This window comes from Nonomuraea sp. NPDC050310 (assembly GCF_040655795.1).
In the GTDB taxonomy this organism is placed as follows: domain Bacteria; phylum Actinomycetota; class Actinomycetes; order Streptosporangiales; family Streptosporangiaceae; genus Nonomuraea.
On sequence record NZ_JBFAKP010000022.1, the window covers coordinates 1 to 20,957 of the forward strand.

Sequence of the window (20,957 nt, forward strand, 5' to 3'; positions counted from 1 at the left end):
CGGCCCGAGAGCTCACCCTCTCGGGCCGCCCCGCAGCGGTCCAAGAGCTCACCCTCTCGGGCCGTCCAGTCCGGCGGGCGGAAGCTCACCCTCCCGCCCGCCGGACCCCCTCCCTCCAGCCCCTGGGGAGCCCACCCTCCGAGACCCGCTGGACCCCCGTGGGTGCCCGGAAGCGGTCCGGAAGTGGCCCGGCACCCACCCGCCGCCGCCCAGCCGGACCGTCGTCCCAGAGGTGCCCGCCTAGAGACGCGGGAGCCCCTAAGGGCCGCGCCCGTCACCATCCCCCGCATCGCAGATGACCGGCAAGAACGAGGGCTCACCCCGGAGTCGTCAGCCACAGTCGTAGATCGAAGTTGCCAGCCGAAGTTCTCGCCCGGACTTGTCAGTCACGCCTGATACCAACAAGCGCATGCGAGTCAAAGACCTGCCCACCGGCGAACGCCCTCGCGAACGACTCCTCTCCCACGGCCCCACCGCCCTCGCCGACCGCGAGCTCCTCGCCGTCCTCATCGGCTCCGGATTCCGCGGCACCAGCGCGGTCGACCTCGCCGCCCAGGTCATCGCCCACTGCGGCGACCTCACCTCGCTCTCCCGTACCGACCCCCACCACCTGCTCGCCGTCCCCGGCATCGGCCCCGCCAAGGCCGCCCGGGTCGCCGCCGCCTTCACCCTGGTACGGCGAGCCGCCGCCGAGCCCGAACGCACCCGCATCCGGTCCACCTCCGACCTCGCCGCCGTCGCCGCCCCCTTGCTCCGTGGCCACACCCGTGAGCGCCTGGCCCTCGTCGTCTGCGACCCCCGTGGCGCCGTGCTGCGCCGTACCACCCTCACCGAGGGCGCCTCCGACCACACCCTCGTCCCGGTCCGCGAACTCGTCACCACCGTCCTGCGCTCGGGCGGCTCCTCCTTCGGCATCGCCCACAACCACCCCGGCGGCTCCCTCACCCCCAGCCCCGCCGACCTCACCGCCACCCTCCGCCTGGTCACCGCAGCCGAAACCGTCGGCCTGCACTTCCTCGACCACTTGATCGTCACCGACACCGGCTGGCGCCGCGTGGCCTGGGAAAAGGAGCAGTGACCCACGCCGTACCCGAGGTGGAGCTCGACCTCCTCCAGCACCACAAGCGAGACGTCAACTCCAACCGGCGGCGGCCAGCGGGATCAACACCACCATCACCAGCACCGATCGCACCGCCAGCAGGACCAGCACCGCACGACAAGCGGCCCAATGGCCGACCTTGCCGGGAACGAGCGCTTGGGCGAGCCGGGTCACGGGGCTCGCGCAGTGCCCCCACCGAGCATCGCGCTCCAGGTAGGGGCCGGCGCCCGGCAGGCGGGGTCGGATGAGGCCTGCCGGGCGGTGCAGAGCCCGTGAGTGCAAGGGGGCAAGGGCTCTGCGGGTGGACCGCCCTTCAGAGTGCCATGCGGCTAGAGGTCCCTGAAGGGCGTGAGGTGTCCGGCCATGGCGTGACCGGACGGTTCGGAAGGCTAGGCTCCTCCTCCCGAAGGGGGAGGCGCGGACGGAGGGTGATCCGCGCCTCGATCTTGGGCCCCGTCCAGAATGAGCTGCCAGAGCTCCTGCGCCTCCCGTGTCTGAGTCCACGTTGACTCGTGCACGATCGTCCGGTCACCGCGCCGGATGAACCGGCGGACGAACATGAGTCCGCCTGCGGCACAGAGCTCGTACCAGACGTCTCCAGGGCCATTTGTGAACGCACGGACCCGGATACGCTCCGCGCGAGGAGGGGGGTCATCCCACTCGATGTCGAGACCTGCGGCCTCTTCCTTGCCCGCGCTATCCACGCTTCAACTATAGGTCAGGCGTATCCATAGGTCTAGCACTCGTATCCATACGATCAAGTGAGTGTCTGCTTTGTAGCCACATGTCCTTTTCGGTCTACAATTCGAGCATGCTTGACCGAGACGGACCCGTACCTATCTACAAGCAGGTCGCCGAGGTGATCCTCGGCCGCATCGAGCGAGGCGAGCTCCAGCCAGGGGACCCGGTGCCCAGCGAGGCCCAACTCGAGGCCGAGTTCCAGATCGCACGCACCACCGCGCGACGGGCCGCTCAGGAGCTACGGGAACAGGGCTCGGCCTACACCATCCAGGGCGAAGGCACCTTCGTGGGCCAGCCCGGCGTCCCCCGGACCAGGCGAAAGACCCCGACCTACCGCCGCATCGCCGAGGAGATCGCGGGACGCATCGAGCGAGGCGACTTCCCGCCGCACCGCCGCATCCCCGGCGAGAAGGCGATGATGCAGGAGTTCGGCGTGGCCAAGGTGACCGTACGGCAGGCGGTGGCCTATCTGCGCGAGCTCGGCTGGGCCTACACGGTCCCCTACCGCGGCACCTACGTCGCCGATCCCGGGAAGTGGCCGAAGGGGTAAGGGTCTAGTTGAACCTCTTGCCTTGTCCCATTGCCCGTATACCCTTGGGTCATGGTCGATCGCGAGGGTGACGTTCACCTGTACCTGCAGATCGTCGCGGAGCTGCGTGAGCGGGTCCGCGAGCTGGCACCCGGCTGCCCTGTCGCCAGTGAGGCGGAGATTCGGCGCGAGTTCGGCGTGGCGCGCGCGACCGCCCGCAAGGCGATCCACGTCCTGCGCGCCGAAGGGTTGGTCCACACGGTCCGGGGCAAGGGGGCGTTCGCCGGGCATCCCGGTCAGGCCCCGCTGCAGCACCGCCGGGTCCTTCTCTACCAGCGCATCGCCGCCGACATCGCCGACCAGATCAGGGCCGGTGCGCTCCCGCCGCGCCGTCCTATCCCCAGCGAAAGCGCGCTGACCCGCCAGTACGGCACGGCCCGCGAGACGGTACGGCGAGCGATGGCTGTGCTTCGTGGGAGTGGGTGGATCTACACGGTGGCCGCGCGCGGCAGTTACGTCGCCCCGAGTGCCTTCTGGCCCCCTGATGTGGAACTGGACCTTGCGTGCGACGCGTGGACCGGCCGTCGGGTCGAGGCACTGCGCGATTCGGCGGCGGCCAGCCACGGCCTCGCCGGGGCGGGGCGAGAGCGGGAGGTCTGGAACGTTCCTGCGGTGGACAGGCAGGGTGCGGGCGAAGGCGGGGACCAGGCGGGTGGCGCCCAGCACGGCTCTACCGCCGCACGGAGCAACACGGCCGACGGACGGATCCACACGGCCGACGGGCGGATCCACACGGCCGACGGGCGGATCCACACGGCCGACGGGCGGATCCACACGGCCGACGGGCGGATCCACACGGCCGAGGGAGGGATGCAGTCTGGCGACGGGCGGATGCACTCTGCCGACGCACGGGTGCACTCTGCTGAGGGACGGAGTGCACCGCAGGGCGCGAGGAGCGGTGCGGCTGGGGTGCCGAGGGTGGCTGGTATTTGCGTGGACGGCGGAGTTCACGAGCGGCCAGGATCGGATCAAGAGACGCCGGCTGAGCCGCCAGACCCGGTACGCGCTCGGTTGGCGGCGGCTCTGAAGGCCAGGAAGCGCCGCCGGGCGCAGTGGGAGACGTTGTCGTGAGTGAAGAGTTCGACCGGTTGGTGGCCGAGGGGCTGAGCACGCCGTTCGAGGGGTGGGACTTCGGGGTGTTCGAGGGGCGGTACCAGGAGGGGGACGAGCCGTGGAGTTATGCGGCGATCGTCCGGGAGCGGATGGCGTCGGCGGGGGCGATGCTGGACATGGGGACGGGGGGTGGGGAGTTCCTGGCCTCGCTGGGGGCGTTGCCGGAGTGGACGGTGGCGACCGAGGGGTATGCGCCGAACGTGCCGGTGGCTCGGGCTCGGCTGGCGCCGCTGGGGGTGGAGGTGGTCGAGGTCGGAGAGGACGATGTGCTGAAGTTTCCCGACTCGGTGTTCGACCTGGTGATCAATCGGCATGAGTCGTTCGATCCGGGTGAGGTGGGGCGGGTGCTCAAGCCTGGTGGGGTGTTCGTCACGCAGCAGGTCGGTGGGTGGGATGTCGAGGAGGTCAACGCGGCGCTCGGTGGGCCGGAGCACGCCTACCGGGGGTGGGACTTGGCCGAAGCTGTGACAGAGGTGTCGGGGGCCGGGCTGGAGGTCGAGTGGTCGGAGGAGGCTCGGGTTCCGGGGCGGTTCCTGGATGTGGGGGCGTTGGTGTTGTTTCTGCGGATCACTGAGTGGCAGGTCCCGGGGTTCTCGGTTGAGGGGTATCGGGAGCGGTTGCGGGGGGTGCGGATGCCGCTTGAGGTGCATGCGCATCGGTTCGCTCTGGTGGCTCGGCGTCCGGCCTGAACGGTTCGTCCTTGGCAGGCCCTGGGGTGGCACTCGCCGACGAGGGGGCACCCGCCGCACAGGGACCTGTGGCAAAGCGGGGGAGGCGAGCGGCCTGCCGTACAGCAGTGGAGAAGGCGGACGGCCTGCCGTACAGCAGTGGAGAAGGCGGACGGCCTGCCGTACAGGAGTGGAGGAAGTGGGTGGCCTGCCATACCGCGGAGGTGGGACGGGCCAGCGCGGTCCGGGGAAGGGAACGGGGCGCTCCCGTGGAAGGGAGCGCCCCGTCGAAGCCCGCAGGCGAGCGGGTCAGTAGTACAGGCGGGTCTTGGTGCGGCCGAGGCGGTCGCCCACCTGGGAGATGTAGTCCGCAGCGCTGCCGCCGAACTCGGCGCCGCCCCAGTAGTGGTCGGCGATGACGCTGGAGACGCGCTTGGGCCACACCTTGAACTGCATGGAGAACCGCTTCCACTTCTCCGGCCGCGTCACGATGCAGTAGACGTTGTAGTCCGTCGACTCGCGGCGCACGCCGCAGGTGGCGTTGGGCGCCTTACGGGTGAAGCGGATCTTGGAGACGTTCGACCGGTGGATGTCGGTGTACAGGACCAGCGCCTCGCCCTCGAAGACGTAGGAACGCCACACGGTCCAGGTGTAGGTGATGGGCGCGTAGGCCCGGCTGCCCTTGGGGTAGCTCACCTTGGCTCGGGCGGTGTCGAGCTTCGAGGCGGTGGTGAGGGGGCCGGCGGCGAGCCCGGTGGTCTTCGCGGTGAGCACCGGGGCCGCCTGCACGGCCGAGGCCGGGGCGGTCTTGACCACGGGTGCCGCCGACGCGGACAGCGGGGTGAGGCCGGCGAGCGCGAGGGCGGCGACGCCGGTCAGGGCGGCCAGGCGCGCGGGACGAAAAGTCATTGAGGGACTCCATATTCGTGCGGAATATCGCCTTATCCATCCACACCTGACTTGCAGTCCGGTTGCACAGCCGTATCACCGGGCCCAGGGGGAAGGCGACCCCCAAGGGTTGCATATCACCACAGGAGTACGCAGATCACCCGTCAACTTCGGCTGCGCTGGGTCACGGCGACGCAGGTCAGGACGGCGAGCGCGCCCAGGACGGTGGCCCAGCCGAAGCGCTCGTCCAGGAGCAGCCACGCCCAGACGAGGGTGAGGAGCGGCTGGGTGAGCTGGGTCTGTCCGGCGCGGGCGATGCCGCCCATGGCGAGTCCGGCGTACCAGGGCACGAAGCCCAGGAACATGGAGATGAGTCCGACGTAGGCGAAGCCGCCGACCGCTGCCCAGGAGAGGTTGATCTCGGTCACCGCGGCCAGGACGGCGGTGACGGGGGCGGTGGTGGGGAGGGAGATGACGAGCGCGTAGGAGATGACGCGCCAGCCGGCCTCGTCCCGGGTCAGGCGTGCGCCCTCGGTGTAGCCGAGTGCCGCGGACAGCAAGGCGGCGAGCAGGAGCAGGTCGGGCCAGGTGAGCGCGCCGCCGCCCTGGCTGAAGGTGAAGACGGTGATGGACAGGGCGCCGGCGGCGCTGGCGATCCAGAACAGGGGCCGGGGTCGCTCGCCGGCTCGCAGTACGGCGCAGCAGGCGGTGGCGGCCGGGAGCAGGCCGACCACGACGGCGGCGTGCGAGGTGCTCGCGCCGAGGTGCAGGGCGAGGCTGCTGAAGACGGGGAAGCCGAAGACGACGCCGCCGGAGATGAGGGCGTAGGAGCCCCACAGCCGGCGGGGCGGGAGGATCGGCAGTCTGGCGACCTTCAGGCAGGCGAGGGCGACGACGCCGGCGAGCAGGGCCCGGCCGATGGCGACCAGCCACGGGTCGAAGCCCTGCAGGGCGAAGACGGTGCCGGGGAAGGAGCCGGAGAAGGAGACCACGCCGAGGAAGGCCAGCAAAGTGCCCCGGCGGGCGTCCAGGCGCAGCGGCGGCAGCTCGTCACTCCGGATGGCCACCGGAACCGAGGCTCCGCCCCGACCAGAAGCCCGAGCGACCGGCACGGAGGCCGGCGACCCGAAAAGGCCCTTCCGGCCGGGAACCGCTACTCCGTCACGGCCGATAGCGCTATTCTCATCCCTCATGAACGACGATAGCAGTATCGCCCAGCTAGCCGCGATACTGCGCAAGGAGGCCGATCGCCTCAAGCCGGGCGACCGCCTCCCCTCCAGCCGCGAGATCATGCGCCGCCACAACGTCAGCCCCGTGACCGTCTCCCGCGCCCTGGGCCAGCTCACCGCCGAAGGCCGGGTGATCACCAAGCCGGGCAGCGGCGCCTTCGTGACGCACCGCCCCGAGCCGGCGGGCGAGAGCGCCGACCTGTCGTGGCAGACGGTCGCCCTGGGCGACCGCGTGGTGGACGACTCGGGCGTAGCCGCCCTGCTCACTCCCCCGGCCGACGGCGTCATCCCGCTCACCGGCGGCTACCTCAACGCCCAGATCCGCCCCGACCGCCAGCTCTCCCAGGCGGCGGCGCGTGCCGTACGCAGGGCGGGTTCGTGGGAGATGCCGCCGCTGGCCGGGCTGGCGGAGCTGCGCCGGTGGTTCGCCACGCAGGCGGGTGGCGACGTCACGGCGGCGGACGCGCTGATCGTCAGCGGCGGGCAGGCGGCGCTGACCCACGCCTTCAAGGCGCTCGCCGCGCCCGGCACGCCGATCCTGGTGGAGACGCCCACCTACCCCGGCGCGCTGGCCGCGGCCAAGGCGGCCGGGCTGCGCGCCACGGCGGTGCCGACCGACACCCAGGGCGTACGGCCGGAGCTGCTGGCCGAGGCGTTCGCGGTGAGCGGCGCGCGGGTGTTCTACTGCCAGCCCACCCTGCACAACCCGACGGGCGCGACGCTGCCGGCGGAGCGGCGGCGGCAGGTACTGGACATCGCGCGCGCCAACGGCGCGTTCATCATCGAGGACGACTTCGCCCGCTATCTCACCCCGGCCCCGCCGACCTCGATGGTCGCCATGGACCGGCACGGCACGGTCGTCTCGATCAACTCGCTGACCAAGGTGTTGTCGCCGAGCCTCCGGATCGCGGCCGTCGTGGCGCGGGGCCCGGCGGCGGCGCGGCTGCGGGCGGCGCAGCTCGTGGAGTCGTTCTTCGTGGCGCGGGTGCTGCAGGAGACCGCGCTGGAGTTCGTGACCTCGCCCGCCTGGCGGCGCCACCTCACCGCCCTGCACGCCGACCTGATCGGGCGGCGCGACGCCCTGGCCGCGGCCGTCGCCGCCGGGCTGCCCGCCGCCGAACTGCACCTGCTGCCGATCGGCGGCCACCACCTGTGGGTACGGCTGCCGCCGGAGACCGACGAGCAGGCCCTGGTCGAGGCGGCGCAGCGGGAGGGCGTGCTGGTGAGCCCCGGCCGCATCTACTACCCGGCCGAGCCGCCGGGCCCGCGGTTGCGGCTGAGCCACAACCAGGCCACGCACGCGGCCGAACTCACCGAGGGCGTCCGCCGGCTCGCCGGCGCCCTGGCCTCGCTCTGATCAACGGTGCAAGTGGGCCGAAACCCCCGCCTACCGGGCGAGCAAGGCCGGTTCGCGTCAACGGGAGGGCCCAAGGACCGATACGGTGTAACACGTGCGCGCGAGATCCTCCGGTCGCACGCACGACAGCAGGCGAAGGAGCGGGCCGAGATGGCAGACGTAGGCGTTCGGGCGGCCCGGCGCGAAGATGTGCTCCAGGTGGCGAACACCCAGATTCGCGCCTGGCGATACGGCTACCGGGAGTTCCTGCCCGAGGGTCCCTTGGAGCAGATGACCGGTCCGGCCGCGGAGAAGATGTGGCTGCGGCAGTGGGACGACGCGATCGCCTCGCCCCCCAGTTCCCGGCACCGGGTGCTGGTCGCGGTCGAGACCATCCTGGACACCGAGGGTTTCCCGGCGCTCGGACTGGGCGGCGCGCAGGCGCCCGCCACCCCGCGCGGCGGCGAGAAGGTGGTGGGCCTGGCGTCGCACTCGCCGGCCGAAGACCCCGACCTCGACCCGACGTACGTGGCCGAGATGCTGACGCTCCTGGTCGACCCCGACTTCATCCGGCGCGGCCACGGCAGCCGGCTGCTCAACGCGACGGTCGACTACCTTCGCGAGGACGGCTACCAGCAGATCGTGACCTGGGTGTTCGCCGAGAACTACGCGGTGCTGGGTTTCCTGGAGTCGGCCGGCTGGGGCGAGGACATGGCCGAGCGCGTGCTCGACATGGGCCGCCCGGTCCGCATGGTCAGGCTCACGACCGACATCAGTTGATGGCCACGCTCAGCCAGTGGGTCGCCGGCGCGCGCCCACGTACTCTCCCCAGCGCCGTCGTCCCCGTCGTCGTCGGCACCGGCGTCGCCTTCTCCGAGGGCGGCGCGGTCTGGTGGCGCGCGATCGTCGCGCTCCTGGTCGCGTTGCTGCTGCAGGTCGGGGTCAACTACGCCAACGACTACAGCGACGGCGTACGCGGCACCGACGACGAGCGGGTCGGGCCCATGCGCCTGGTCGGCTCCAAGGTCGCCGCGCCGCGCCAGGTGCTCGCCGCCGCCCTCGGCTGCTTCCTGGCCGCCGCGCTCGCCGGGCTCTCCCTGGTCGTGGCCACTCAGGCGTGGTGGGTGCTGCTGGTCGGCGCCGCCTGCATCGCCGCCGCGTGGTTCTACACCGGAGGCAAGCGCCCGTACGGCTACCGCGGCTTCGGCGAGGTGGCGGTCTTCCTCTTCTTCGGCGTCGTCCCGGTGCTGGGCACGGCCTTCGTGCAGACCGAGCGATTGTCGTGGCTGGCGTTGCTGGCCTCGATCCCGGTCGGCCTGCTGTCGTGCGCGATGCTCGTGGTCAACAACCTGCGCGACATCCCGACCGACACCGCCAGCGGCAAGCGCACGCTCGCCGTGCTGCTGGGCGACTGGCGCACCCGCATCCTCTACACCGGCTGCATGGCGGGCGCCTTCCTGGTGGCGCTCGGCCTCGGCTTCGTCCGCCCGCTGTCGCTGCTGACCGTCGCCGCGCTGCCGCTGGCCATCCCGGCCATGCACACCGTGCTGCACGGCGCCAAGGGCCCGGCGCTCATCGCCGTGCTCCAGCAGACCGGCAAGATCCAGCTCCTGTTCGGCGCGTTGTTCACCGCCGGGCTGGCGATCACCTTGTAGCCGGATACAAACGCCCGAGTCAGGCTCGTATGTCCGGATAACAGGTCCGGTGCGTGACGCCTGGTTCACTGTGCGCATGGAACAGCGCGGAATCGAGCCGGTACCGGCCGAAGAGAGGTACGGCAGGCCGCGAGACCTGTTCTTCCTCTGGACCGGCACGACCATGGGCATCTTCACCCTGGTCTACGGCACGGTCATCATCGCCTTCGGGCTCACCTTCCCCCAGGCCCTCGCGGCCATCGTCATCGGCAACCTGCTGGCCTTCCCGCTGGTCGGGCTGACCAGCCTGCAGGGCCCGGCCACCGGCACCGCCACCATGGCGGTCTCCCGGGCCGCCTACGGCCCGAAGGGCGCCCGCGGGCTCAGCTTCTTCGGCTGGCTCAACATGGTCGGCTTCGAGGCCGGCGGCATGGTGCTCATCACCTTCGCCGCGCTGAACCTGCTGGAGCGGGCGGGGGTGGAGTCCTCCACCGGGGTCAAGGTCGTGGTGATCCTCGTCGCCGCCCTGATCCAGCTCGTCCTGCCGCTGATCGGCCACTCCGCGGTCATGAAGGCGCAGAAGTACTTCACCTGGATCTTCGTCCTGCTCTTCGGCCTCATGGCCGTGCTGATCACGCCCAAGGTCTCGCTGGGCGGCGGCGGTGAGGGCGCCGACTTCGCCACCTTCACCATGGCCGTCGCGATGGTCATGTCCGCGGGCGGCCTGAGCTGGGGTCCGCTCGGCGGCGACTACTCGCGCTACCTGCCGGCGAACTCCTCCAAGAAGGCGGTCTTCGGCTTCGCCTTCCTGGGCGGCTTCCTGCCCTACGTGCTGCTCATGACGCTCGGCGCCGCCGCGGCGACCGTGGTGGCCGAGGCGGGCGACCCGATCGCCGGGCTGACCGGCGCGTTGCCGGGCTGGTTCGTCGTGCCGTACCTGCTGCTGATCATCGTCACGCTCTTCGCGGTCAACACCACCGACCTGTACTCCTCCGGCCTCAACCTGCAGGCCGCCGGGATCAACGTCAAGCGCTGGGTGGCGGTGGTGGCAGACCTGGTGATCTGCGTCATCATCACGTATGTGGCGGTGATGTCGGACTCGTTCAACACCATGCTCAACACCTTCCTCGGCCTGCTGATCATCTGGCTGGCGCCGTGGGCGGGCGTGTACGTGACCGACTGGCTGCGCCGCAAGGGCCGCTACGACGTCGAGGGCATGTTCTCCGACCGCGAGCCGTACCGCTGGCCCGCGCTGATCGCGCAGGTCGTGGGCATGGCCGCGGCCGCGCTCTGGATCAACTCCACCGCCTTCGTGGGCTGGGTCTCCCAGGCCACCGGCGGCACCGACTTCAGCATCTTCGCGGGCTTCCTGGTCGCCGCGGGCGTCTACGCCGCCCTCGACCGCCGTCCCGTCCCGGCCCTGGAGGTGGCCGTATGACCCTTCTCGACACTGCGTACGGCAGGCGTCCCGCCGACACCGTCATCACGAACGGCACTCTGGTCAACGTCCTGACCGGCGAGCTCTACGCCGCCGAGATCGGCATCGCCGGCGACCGGATCGCCTACGTCGGCGAGCCCCGCGAGCACGGCCCCGAGACCAAGGTCATCGACGCCCGGGGCGGCTACCTGGTCCCCGGCCTGATCGACGGCCACCTGCACATCGAGTGCAGCAAGCTCAGCGTCACCAGCTTCGCCGACCTGGTCGTGCCGATGGGCACCACCAGCGTCGTCTCCGGCCTCGACCAGATCCTCGTCGTCGAGGGCCTGCCCGGCGTCCGCCGCTTCCTCGACGAGTCGAAGAACACCGGCATGCGCATCTGGTGGGGCGCCCCCGCCAAGGCCCCCTACACCGTGCCGCAGTCGAACGTCGGCCACACCTTCGGCCCCGACGAGCACCGCGAGGCGCACACCTGGCCCGAGTGCGTGGGCATCTGGGAGACCGTCCAGGAGATGGTCGAGCACGACGACCCCGCCGTGCACCAGGCGCTGGAGCTGGCGCGGCGGAACCGCCTGCCGGTCTTCGGCTGCGCCCCGCTGAGCGACGCGCGCCGCATCGGCGGCCTGGCCGCGGCGGGCATCCGCCTCGACCACGAGTCCTACGACCACGAGGAAATGCTGGAGAAGCTCCGCCAGGGCATCTTCGGCATCATCCGCGAGTCGTCGGTCGCCTTCTTCCTGGAGGAGAACATCAAGGCCGCGCTGAAGGTGGGCGCGCGCCGCATCGCCTTCTGCACCGACGACGTGCACGCCGCCGACGTGCTGGCCGGCGGCCACCTGGACAAGATGGTCCGGATGGCGATCAAGGCCGGCGTGGACCCGGTGACCGCGATCCAGATGGCCACGGTCAACTGCGCGGAGATGTACCGGATCGACCACCTGGTCGGCAGCATCGCCCCCGGCCGCCTGGCCGACGTGCTGATCGTCGACTCCCTGGAGGACTTCCGCGTCCGCGAGGTCGTCGCCGGCGGCGAGCTCGTCGCCCGCGACGGCCGGATGCTCACCCCCACCGCCCCGCCCGCGCGCGGCGAGGTCGTGCCCTTCCCGGTCGCGCCGGTCGCCGCCGACGACTTCGCGCTGCGCAGCGACGCCGCCGAGGTCGACGTGCTGGCCATCGGCTTCACCGAGCAGGTCTTCGTCCGCAAGCGCCGGGACGTGCGCCTGCCGGTCGTGGACGGCGTCGTCGAGCCCAGCGTCGAGCAGGACGCCCTCCTGGTCACCGTCGTCGAGCGGTACGGCAAGACGACCAACAAGCCGGTCGCCGTGGTCAGCGGCATGGGCCTGCGCCAGGGCGCCATCGCCACCAGCGCCGCCCCGGACGACAACAACATCATCTGCGTCGGCGCCTCCCGCGCCGACATGGCCGTCGCCGTCAACGAGGTCATCCGCCTGGGCGGCGGCCAGGTCATCGTCGTCGACGGCGAGGTCCGCGCCGCTCTGCCGCTGCCCATCGGCGGCATCGTCGCCGACCTGCCGGCCGCCGACATGGCCGCCGCCGAGACCCGCCTCGACGACCTGGCCCGCGAGCTCGGCTGCCCGCTGCCCGCGCCGCTGATGTACCTGTTCTTCCTGTCCATCACCGCCATTCCCGACTACGCCGTCACCGACCTCGGTCTGGTGGACTGTGTGAACCTGGACGTTGTGGAGGTCATCCAGTGAACGACTTCATCGCCGGCCTGCCGAAGGCCGAGCTGCATCTGCACATCGAGGGCACCCTGGAGCCGGAGCTCAAGTTCGAGCTGGCCCGGCGCAACGGGATCGCCCTGCCGTACGAGACGATCGACGAGCTGCGCAAGGCGTACGACTTCGACGACCTGCCGAGCTTCCTCAAGGTCTACTACGAGGGCATGGGCGTGCTGCGCACCGAGCCGGACTTCTACGACCTGGCCCTGGCCTACCTGCGCAAGGCGGCCTCGCAGAACGTGCGGTACGCGGAGATCTTCTTCGACCCGCAGGCGCACACCTCGCGCGGGGTGCCGTTCGACGTGGTGATCCGCGGGTTGCGGCGGGCGATCCTCGACGCCGAGCAGCAGCTCGGGATCCGGGCGCAGCTCATCATGTGCTTCCTGCGGGACTTCCAGGCCGAGTACGCGATGGCGACGCTGCTGGAGAGCCTGCCGTACAAGGAGTGGATCGTCGGCGTCGGCCTCGACTCCGACGAGAAGGGCAACCCGCCGGCGAAGTTCGCCGCGGTCTACGAGCGGGCGCGGCAGGAGGGCTACCTGCTGACCATGCACTGCGACGTGGACCAGGAGAACTCGGTCGAGCACATCCGCCAGGTCATCCAGGACATCCAGGTCAACCGGATCGACCACGGCGTGAACATCCTGGAGGACCCGAAGCTGGTCGAGGAGATCGTCGCCAAGGGCATCGGGCTGACCTGCTGCCCGATCTCCAACGGCATCGTGACCCGCTCGACCAAGGCCGTGGAGATCAAGCAGTTGCTCGCCCGGGGTGTGCGGGTGACGATCAACTCCGACGACCCGGCCTACTTCCCGGGTTACGTGGCCGAGAACCTCGCGGCCATGGACTTCACCCGCGAGGAGCTGGTGCAGGTCGTCCGGAACGCCTTCGAGATCACTTGGCTGCCCCGCCACGTGAAGGACGCCTACCTCGCCGAGGTGGAGGCGTACGCGCTCAGCGCATCCTGAGCGCCAGCACGAAGTCGACGCGTTCGTCCCAGGAGCTCAGCGACCGCCCGGTGAGCTCCTCGACGCGCTTGATCCGGTAGCGCAGCGTGTTGACGTGCACGTGCAGCCGTTCGGCCATCGCCGCCCAGTTCCCCGACTCCTCCAGGTAGGCCTCCAGGGTCTCCACGAGGTCGGTGTGCTGGGCGGCGTCGTAGTCCTCCAGGGGCCCGAGCAGCCGGGCGCGGAAGGAGCGGCGCAGGTCGGGCGGGATGGCCGCGACCAGCGCGCGGTGGGAGGCGACCTCGTCGCCGGAGACCAGGCTGACCCGGTCGCCGCCGAGTTCGGCCAGGGAGCGGGCCTGGCGGGCCTCCTCGATCATGCCGCTGAGCGCGGCCGGGCCCTTGGCGACGCTGCTGAGGCCGAGCGTGATGCGTTCCTCGCCGAGCCCCGCCTCCAGCACCCGCGCGCCGCGCAGCAGGTGCTCGGCCAGGTCTTCGGCGCTGTTGCCGGCCAGCGGCACCAGCGCGATCGCCTGCCCGCCGGAGGCGGTGACCACGCCGGGCGCGAGCGGGCGCAGCAGCTCGTCCAGTACGGCGACGCCCACCTCGGGCGGCCCGGCGGTGAGCGCGACGGCCAGCAGCCCGTCGCCGGTCTCCACGTGCAGGGTGTGCAGCCGGGAGACGACGCTGGGCAGGGAGGCGTCGCCCGACTCCAGCATGTCCAGGAGCTGGTCGAGGATGCGCCGCTCAATGCGGTGGGCGGCCTCCAGCCGCGAGCGCTCCAGCGCCACCAGGGCGGCGAGCTCCACCAGGAGGTCCTCGTGCTCGCCCGGTGAGCCCTCGTAGGCCAGGAACCAGGTGGCGATGCGGTGCGGGGCGCCCTTGCCGATCGGGAAGACCGACCAGCCCTCGGCCATGCTGGGCAGGAAGCGCGAGGTCAGGAAGGTGCCGGCCAGCCGTACCCCGGCCTCGGGGGCCAGCGGGCGGGAGCCGACGATGACGCGGCCGGTCGGCGAGAGCACCCAGCAGCCCAGGTCGAGCTCGTCGGCGACGGCGGTGACCAGCTTGGTGAGGCTGCCGCCGTCGACCAGCGTGCTGGCCAGGCGGCGGCGGGAGCCGTACCGGCGGGCGGGCGGGGCGCCGAGCTCGGCGATCAGGGCGCGCAGGACGTGCTCGGTGACCTGGCTGAAGGGCACGTCGACAGGGAGGGTGAGCAGCGGCAGCCCGGCTTCGGCGCAGGCCTCGACCAGGTCGAGGGGCACGCCTTTGAGCGCGGTGCCGGAGACCAGGGCGGCGACGTCGCCGAGCCCGGCCACGAAGGCGCGCGCCGAGTCGGGCCCGGTGTGCCAGGTCAGCTCGGTCAGCACCAGCTCGCCGGGTTTGACGAAGCGGCCGGGCTCGATCAGGTCGGTGGTCGACACCCCGCGCACCGGCCGGTCGAGCAGGTCGTGCCCGGTCAGCACCTTGAGCGCGAGGTGGTCGGCCTGGACGAGGTCTCTCAGCCGCATGGCCAGCTCTCCTGGCGCCAGGCGGCGTCCCAGTACATCCACTCGAAGCGGGCCGTGGTCAGGGCGCGCTCCAGGAGCCGTTCGCGCTCGGCGGGGCTGAGGGTGAGCGAGTCGAGCAGGCCGAGCACCCCGGCCACGGTGTCCTGGTACTCCTCGCCGCCGTAGGTCTCGATCCACCAGGCGTACAGCGGGTCGGGCGAGGACTTGGCCAGCAGCGACTCCCCCACCCGCGCGTAGATCCAGTAGCACGGCACGATCGCGCCGAGCGCCTCGGGGAAGGTGCCGAGCGAGCAGGTGCGCACCAGGTGGGAGGTGTAGCCGACGGTCGTGGGACCGGCGCCGTGCTCGCGGGCGCCGGCCTCGTCGAGCCCGAAGGCGGCCAGAAGCTCGACGACCAGGCTGTGCTCCATCTCGACCGTGCGGGCCGCGTCACCGGCGAAGCGGTGCACCCCGGCCGGGTCGGGCGAGCGCGCGGCGGTGGCGGCCAGCGCGCGGGCGTAGTCGGGCAGGAAATGCGCCTCCTGCACCACGTAGTGGCGGAAGGCCTGCCGGGGCAGCGAGCCGTCGGTCAGCCCGGTCAGGAAGGGGTGCGCGAGGATCTCCTGGTAGACCCCGTCGATCGCCCGCCACAACTCCGCACGAATCACGTGCAGATGCTATGCCCTCATCACGACCCGGGGCGCCAGCTCCAGGCCCAGCTCGCGTTCGTGCTCGACCAGCGCGCGCAGCTCGGGCCCCCACGCGGCCTCGGGCAGCACGGCGAATCCGAACCGTTCGTACCAGGGGGCGTTCCACGGCACGTCGCGGAAGGTGGTCAGCGTGACGCCGGGCGCGCCGAGGGCCGCGGCGTGGTCGAGGACCGCTCGCACCAGCGCGCCTCCGTGCCCCTGCCGCATGTGGCCGGGATGCACCGCGAGCTGGTCGAGGTGCACGTGCCCGTCCACCCAGCCGATCATCGCGAAGCCCGCCGGCGGCTCGCCCGCCACCAGCACGCGGGCCGGGTCGTCGGCCTCCTCCACCATCGTCGTCCCCTCCGGGAAGACGATGCCCACCTCGGCGAACAGCCCGTCCGCCGCCTGCTCTATCGCGACGAGGGCGGGCAGCTCGCCCGCCTCCGCCCAACGCACGTTCGACACTTTCGACACGGCCTCATGTTTCCCTTGCTCGGCCTCGCGGGCTGTACTCTGATCAACGTGAGCCTGGCCGTGCGGGGCCGGGCAACCCCCTTCGAGGACCTGTGCCCACGGCGTGATCGCCGTGGGCACAAGTCTGCTCAGAGGTCGAGGAGGGGCTCCAGCCCCACCGTCAGGCCGTTCAGCCCGCCGACCCGCCGCACGCCGAGCAGCACGCCCGGGGTGAAGCTGGCGCGGTTCATCGTGTCGTGCCGGATGGTGAGGATCTCGCCGTCACCGCCGAGGATGACCTCCTGGTGGGCGATCAGCCCGGCCAGCCGTACCGCGTGCACCCGCACGCCCTGCACGTCGGCGCCGCGGGCGCCGTCGAGCTCGGAGCTGGTCGCGTCGGGCATCGCGTCCAGGCCGGCCTTGGCACGGGCCTCGGCCACCAGCTCCGCGGTACGGCGAGCGGTCCCGGAGGGCGCGTCGGCCTTGTTCGGGTGGTGCAGCTCGACGATCTCGGCCGACTCGAAGTACTTGGCCGCCTGCTGGGCGAAGTGCATCATCAGCACGGCGGCGATGCCGAAGTTGGGCGCGATCAGCGCGTTGACCCCCGGGTTGGCGGCCAGCCAGCCGCGCACCCGCTCCAGCCGCCCGGCGTCGAAGCCGGTGGTGCCGACCACCGGGTGGATGCCGTTGGAGATCATCCACTCCAGGTTGCCCATGACGACGTCGGGGTGCGTGAAGTCGACCACGACCTCCGCGCCGCGCAGATCCTCGATGGGATCGTCCTTGTCGATCGCGGCCACCAGCTCCATGTCCGGAGCCGCCTCGACGGCCTTGCACACCTCGGAACCAACGCGCCCTCGGGCGCCGAGCACTCCAACCCTGATCACAGGGCCAGCCTACTGTGACCGGCCGGGTCCGGCCCGTCCGGTCTTACCGGTGCGGGTCCCCGGATTCCGCGGGGACCCGCACCGCCCGGCTCGCCTAGGCGATGGCCGAGGAGAAGTCCTTGTCGCCGTAGGGCCCGATGACAGCCAGGGCGAGCGGCCGGCTGAGCACGTCGCGGGCCACCTCGGAGATCTCGTCGGGGGTCACCGCCTCGATGCGGGCCAGGACCTCGTCCACCGAGAGCAGTTCGTCGTAGACGAGCTCGTTCTTCCCGATCCTGGACATGCGCGAGCCGGTGTCCTCCAGCCCGAGCACCAGCCCGCCGCGCATCTGGCCCTTGCCGCGAGCCACCTCGTCGGCGTCGAGACCCTGGTCGACCACGCGGGCGACCTCGTCACGGCAGATCTTGAGCACTTCGTCGATCTTGGACGGGAGGCAGCCGGCGTAGATCCCGAACTGCCCGGTGTCGGCGTAGGCCGAGGTGTAACTGTAGGTGGAGTAGGCCAGGCCGCGCTTCTCCCGGATCTCCTGGAACAGCCGCGAGGACATCCCGCCGCCGAGCGCGGCGTTGAGCACGCCGAGCGCGAAGCGGCGGTCGTCGGTGCGGGGCATCGCGGTGGTGCCGAGGACCAGGTTGGCCTGCTCGGTCGGCCGGTCGAGCACCCGCACGCCGGACCGGGCCGGCGCGCCCGGACCGCTGGTGCGGGGGGCGACGAACTCGGCGGGACCGGTGAGGGTGCCGGCCCGCTCGTAGGCCCGCATGACCAGCTCGACGACCTCTTCGTGCCGGACGTTGCCGGCCACGGAGACGACGGTACGGCTGGGCAGGTAGTACTGGCGGTAGTACTCCAGGATGCGCTCGCGCCCCAGCTCGTTGATCGACTCGACGGTGCCCAGGATGGGCCGCCCGATCGGCGAGTCGCCGTAGAGCTGCGCGGAGAACTGCTCGTGCACGACGTCGGAGGGATCGTCGTCGTGCATGGCGATCTCCTCCAGGATCACGCCACGCTCGGACTCGACGTCGTCCGGGTCGATCAGCGAGCTGGTGACCACGTCGGCCAGCACGTCCACCGCCACCCGCAGGTCCTCGTCGAGGACGCGGGCGTAGTAGCAGGTGTACTCCTTGGCGGTGAAGGCGTTGATCTCGCCGCCGATGCCTTCGATGGAGGCGGAGATCTCCATGGCGTCCCGGGTGGGGGTGCCCTTGAAGAGCAGGTGCTCCAGGAAGTGGGTGGCGCCCATGTGCTCGGGCGCCTCGTCGCGCGAACCGATGCCGACCCACATGCCGACGGCCACACTGCGGACCGCGGGCATGGACTCGGTCACCACGCGCAGCCCGCCCGGTAGGACGGTGCGCTTCACCACGCCGGCGCCTTCCCGGCCCGGGTGGAGCATGGTTTCGATCACGGAGCGTCCTCCTCGATGGTCGGCCCCGTGCTCGGAGTCAAGCGGCACGTTGCGAGGGGTCTCCGTGCATCGCGCGCCCGGCACCGCATCAGGGGGCCGCGCGGGACCGCCCGGAGGGGCGATCCCGCGCGTGCGGTGCTTGGTCAGGAGTTGCGGTCGTCCCCGTCGTCGGCGGGCCGGCGCGAGCGCACGCGGGTGCGGCTGCGACGCGGCTTGTCGTCGTCGGCGGGAGCGCCGGAGTCGTCGGCTGCGGACTCGGCCGGAGCCGCCGCGGCGTCGTCGCCCCGGGCCTCCTTCTCGGCCGCTTCCTTCTCGATGACCTCGACCGGGACCAGGGAGAGCTTGCCACGCGAGTCGATCTCGGCGATCTCCACCTGGACCTTCTCGCCGACGTTCATGACGTCTTCCACGTTCTCGATGCGCTTGCCCCCGTGGAGCTTGCGGATCTGGGAGACGTGCAGCAGGCCGTCCTTGCCGGGCATGAGCGAGACGAAGGCGCCGAAGGAGGCGATCTTCACCACGGTGCCCAGGTAGCGCTCGCCGACCTCGGGCATGTGCGGGTTGGCGATCGCGTTGATCGCGCTCCGCGCGGCCTCGGCCGACGGGCCGTCGGTGGCGCCGATGTAGATGGTGCCGTCGTCCTCGATGGTGATCTCGGCGCCGGTGTCGTCCTGGATCTGGTTGATCATCTTGCCCTTCGGCCCGATGACCTCGCCGATCTTGTCGACCGGGACCTTGATGGTGATGATCCGCGGCGCGGTGGCGTTCATCTCCGCCGGGGAGTCGATCGCCTCCTGCATCACGTCGAGGATCGCCAGGCGGGCGCCCTTGGCCTGCTTCAGCGCGGCGGCCAGGACCGAGGCGGGGATGCCGTCGAGCTTGGTGTCGAGCTGGAGCGCGGTGATGACGTCCTTGGTGCCGGCGACCTTGAAGTCCATGTCGCCCATCGCGTCCTCGGCGCCGAGGATGTCGGTCAGGGTGATGTAGGTGTCGCCGTCGCCGATGAGGCCCATGGCGATGCCGGCCACCATCTCCTTGAGCGGCACGCCCGCGTCGAGCAGCGACATCGTGGAGGCGCAGACCGAGCCCATCGAGGTCGAGCCGTTGGAGCCGAGCGCCTCGGAGACCTGGCGGATCGCGTAGGGGAACTCCTCGCGGGCCGGCAGGACCGGGATCAGCGCCCGCTCGGCCAGCGCGCCGTGGCCGATCTCGCGGCGCTTGGGCGAGCCCACGCGGCCGGTCTCACCGGTGGAGTAGGGCGGGAAGTTGTAGTTGTGCATGTAGCGCTTGGTCCGCTCGGGGTTGAGCGTGTCGACCATCTGCTCCATGCGCAGCATGTTGAGGGTGGTGACGCCCAGGATCTGGGTCTCGCCACGCTCGAACAGGGCCGAGCCGTGCACGCGCGGGATCACGTGGACCTCGGCGCTGAGCGCGCGGATGTCCTTCGGGCCACGGCCGTCGATGCGGACGCCGTCGCTGATGACCCGCTCGCGCATGAGCTTCTTGGTCAGGCTGCGGAAGGCGGCCGAGACCTCCTTCTCGCGGCCCTCGAAGTCGGGCAGCACCTTCTCGGCGAGCAGGCCCTTGACCCGGTCGAGCTCGCCCTCGCGCTCCTGCTTGCCGGCGATGGTCAGCGCCTGGGCGAGCTCGCCCTTGACGGCCTGCTCGACGGCGTTGAAGGCGTCCTCCTGGTAGTCCAGGAAGATCGGGAACTCGGCGGTCTCCTTGGCGGCGACCTTGGCCACCTTGTTCTGGGCCTCGCACAGCACCTTGATGAAGGGCTTGGCGGCCTCGAGACCCTGGGCGACGGTCTCCTCGGTCGGCGCCACCGCGCCGCCGGCGACCAGCTTGAGGGTGTCGCGGGTGGACTCGGCCTCGACCATCATGATCGCGACGTCGCCGTCGGCCAGGACGCGGCCGGCGACCACCATGTCGAAGGTGGCGCGCTCCAGCTCGGGGTGGGTCGGGAAGGCGACCCACTGGCCGTCGATCAGCGCGACGCGCACGCCGCCGATCGGGCCCGAGAAGGGCAGCCCGGCGAGCTGGGTGGACAGCGAGGCGGCGTTGATCGCGACCACGTCGTACAGGTGGTCGGGGTGCAGCGCCATGATCGTGGCGACGACCTGGACCTCGTTGCGCAGGCCCTTGACGAAGGACGGGCGCAGCGGGCGGTCGATCAGCCGGCAGGTGAGGATGGCGTCCTCGGAGGGACGGCCCTCGCGGCGGAAGAAGGAGCCGGGGATGCGGCCTGCGGCGTACATGCGCTCCTCGACGTCCACCGTCAGGGGGAAGAAGTCGAGGCTTTCCTTGGGGTTCTTCGAGGCGGTGGTCGCACTGAGGACCATCGTCTCGTTGTCGAGATAGGCGACGGCGGAACCCGCCGCCTGACGCGCGAGCCGGCCGGTCTCGAACCGGATCGTGCGCGTGCCGAATGCGCCGTTGTCGATGACGGCTTCAGCGGTGTGGACACCCTCCACGGGGGACCTCCTTGGTCGGTCGGTCTCCCGCGCCCTCTTTACACCGGCACCCGTCTGGTAGGTGCAGCACCGGTCTTCGATCGAAGCGCCCGGTCACGTCTTGACCGGAAGCCACTACCGAGGACCGGCCCGC

The 20,957-nt window shown here is 71.1% G+C and carries 19 protein-coding genes; 10 read left to right on the forward strand and 9 right to left on the reverse strand.

All coding sequences use genetic code 11. The features are described from left to right. Positions 1 to 409: 409 nt before the first annotated feature. Positions 410 to 1,078 (forward strand): DNA repair protein RadC, encoded by a 669-nt coding sequence (radC, locus tag AB0I67_RS34785; protein WP_357932589.1) that lies wholly within the window; start codon positions 410 to 412, stop codon positions 1,076 to 1,078. Between the two features lie 54 nt (positions 1,079 to 1,132). Here the strand turns inward: radC and AB0I67_RS34790 are convergent, their stop codons facing one another. Next, on the reverse strand, positions 1,133 to 1,273 hold the full coding sequence (locus AB0I67_RS34790; protein WP_357932592.1) for a hypothetical protein: 141 nt from the start codon (positions 1,271 to 1,273) through the stop codon (positions 1,133 to 1,135). Between the two features lie 637 nt (positions 1,274 to 1,910). On the opposite strand from AB0I67_RS34790, the gene AB0I67_RS34795 reads away from it, so the two are divergent. Genes AB0I67_RS34795 through AB0I67_RS34805 form a run of 3 tightly spaced genes read left to right on the forward strand, consistent with a single transcriptional unit; the run spans position 1,911 to position 4,231 of the window. Continuing rightward, positions 1,911 to 2,390, forward strand: a complete 480-nt coding sequence (locus AB0I67_RS34795) for a GntR family transcriptional regulator (protein ID WP_357932595.1) — start codon at positions 1,911 to 1,913, stop codon at positions 2,388 to 2,390. A gap of 51 nt (positions 2,391 to 2,441) precedes the next feature. Continuing rightward, positions 2,442 to 3,500, forward strand: a complete 1,059-nt coding sequence (locus AB0I67_RS34800; protein WP_357932598.1) for a GntR family transcriptional regulator — start codon at positions 2,442 to 2,444, stop codon at positions 3,498 to 3,500. Next, entirely contained in the window at positions 3,497 to 4,231 is a 735-nt protein-coding gene (locus tag AB0I67_RS34805; protein WP_357932601.1) for a methyltransferase domain-containing protein, read from the forward strand. Before AB0I67_RS34800 ends, AB0I67_RS34805 begins: the two co-directional genes overlap by 4 nt. Positions 4,232 to 4,519: 288 nt before the next feature. Here the strand turns inward: AB0I67_RS34805 and AB0I67_RS34810 are convergent, their stop codons facing one another. Continuing rightward, positions 4,520 to 5,119, reverse strand: coding sequence for a hypothetical protein (locus tag AB0I67_RS34810; RefSeq protein ID WP_357932603.1), 600 nt, complete (start codon positions 5,117 to 5,119; stop codon positions 4,520 to 4,522). 143 nt (positions 5,120 to 5,262) lie between these two features. Further along, a complete protein-coding gene (locus AB0I67_RS34815) occupies positions 5,263 to 6,165 on the reverse strand; it encodes a DMT family transporter (protein WP_357932606.1) in 903 nt (300 codons plus the stop codon). Between the two features lie 124 nt (positions 6,166 to 6,289). Here AB0I67_RS34815 and AB0I67_RS34820 point away from each other — a divergent pair, with 124 nt between their 5' ends. From AB0I67_RS34820 to AB0I67_RS34845, 6 genes are all read left to right on the forward strand, one after another. Further along, positions 6,290 to 7,684, forward strand: coding sequence for a PLP-dependent aminotransferase family protein (locus AB0I67_RS34820; RefSeq protein WP_357932608.1), 1,395 nt, complete (start codon positions 6,290 to 6,292; stop codon positions 7,682 to 7,684). A gap of 150 nt (positions 7,685 to 7,834) precedes the next feature. Then, a complete protein-coding gene (locus tag AB0I67_RS34825) occupies positions 7,835 to 8,443 on the forward strand; it encodes a GNAT family N-acetyltransferase (protein WP_357932611.1) in 609 nt (202 codons plus the stop codon). Beyond that, on the forward strand, positions 8,443 to 9,318 hold the full coding sequence (locus tag AB0I67_RS34830) for a 1,4-dihydroxy-2-naphthoate polyprenyltransferase (RefSeq protein ID WP_357932614.1): 876 nt from the start codon (positions 8,443 to 8,445) through the stop codon (positions 9,316 to 9,318). The genes AB0I67_RS34825 and AB0I67_RS34830 overlap by 1 nt, the downstream gene beginning before the upstream one ends. A 76-nt stretch (positions 9,319 to 9,394) precedes the next feature. Beyond that, complete coding sequence (locus tag AB0I67_RS34835) at positions 9,395 to 10,735, forward strand: cytosine permease (RefSeq protein WP_357932617.1); 1,341 nt, start codon at positions 9,395 to 9,397, stop codon at positions 10,733 to 10,735. After that, complete coding sequence (locus AB0I67_RS34840) at positions 10,732 to 12,453, forward strand: adenine deaminase C-terminal domain-containing protein (protein WP_357932619.1); 1,722 nt, start codon at positions 10,732 to 10,734, stop codon at positions 12,451 to 12,453. Before AB0I67_RS34835 ends, AB0I67_RS34840 begins: the two co-directional genes overlap by 4 nt. Continuing rightward, on the forward strand, positions 12,450 to 13,445 hold the full coding sequence (locus AB0I67_RS34845; protein ID WP_357932621.1) for an adenosine deaminase: 996 nt from the start codon (positions 12,450 to 12,452) through the stop codon (positions 13,443 to 13,445). Before AB0I67_RS34840 ends, AB0I67_RS34845 begins: the two co-directional genes overlap by 4 nt. Here the strand turns inward: AB0I67_RS34845 and AB0I67_RS34850 are convergent. The 6 genes from AB0I67_RS34850 to AB0I67_RS34875 all read right to left on the reverse strand — a co-directional run bounded on the left by AB0I67_RS34850 (position 13,432) and on the right by AB0I67_RS34875 (position 20,824). Next, positions 13,432 to 14,931, reverse strand: coding sequence for a helix-turn-helix domain-containing protein (locus AB0I67_RS34850; RefSeq protein ID WP_357932624.1), 1,500 nt, complete (start codon positions 14,929 to 14,931; stop codon positions 13,432 to 13,434). The two genes, AB0I67_RS34845 and AB0I67_RS34850, sit on opposite strands and share 14 nt — an antisense overlap. Beyond that, positions 14,922 to 15,578: a TenA family protein gene (locus tag AB0I67_RS34855; RefSeq protein WP_357932627.1), complete on the reverse strand. Its 657-nt coding sequence runs from the start codon at positions 15,576 to 15,578 to the stop codon at positions 14,922 to 14,924. Before AB0I67_RS34855 ends, AB0I67_RS34850 begins: the two co-directional genes overlap by 10 nt. A 9-nt stretch (positions 15,579 to 15,587) precedes the next feature. Continuing rightward, complete coding sequence (locus AB0I67_RS34860; RefSeq protein ID WP_357932629.1) at positions 15,588 to 16,058, reverse strand: GNAT family N-acetyltransferase; 471 nt, start codon at positions 16,056 to 16,058, stop codon at positions 15,588 to 15,590. 146 nt (positions 16,059 to 16,204) lie between these two features. Further along, complete coding sequence (dapB, locus tag AB0I67_RS34865; protein ID WP_357932632.1) at positions 16,205 to 16,942, reverse strand: 4-hydroxy-tetrahydrodipicolinate reductase; 738 nt, start codon at positions 16,940 to 16,942, stop codon at positions 16,205 to 16,207. 94 nt (positions 16,943 to 17,036) lie between these two features. Beyond that, positions 17,037 to 18,344 (reverse strand): pitrilysin family protein, encoded by a 1,308-nt coding sequence (locus AB0I67_RS34870; RefSeq protein ID WP_357932971.1) that lies wholly within the window; start codon positions 18,342 to 18,344, stop codon positions 17,037 to 17,039. A gap of 146 nt (positions 18,345 to 18,490) precedes the next feature. After that, entirely contained in the window at positions 18,491 to 20,824 is a 2,334-nt protein-coding gene (locus AB0I67_RS34875; RefSeq protein ID WP_357932635.1) for a polyribonucleotide nucleotidyltransferase, read from the reverse strand. Positions 20,825 to 20,957 lie beyond the last annotated feature (133 nt).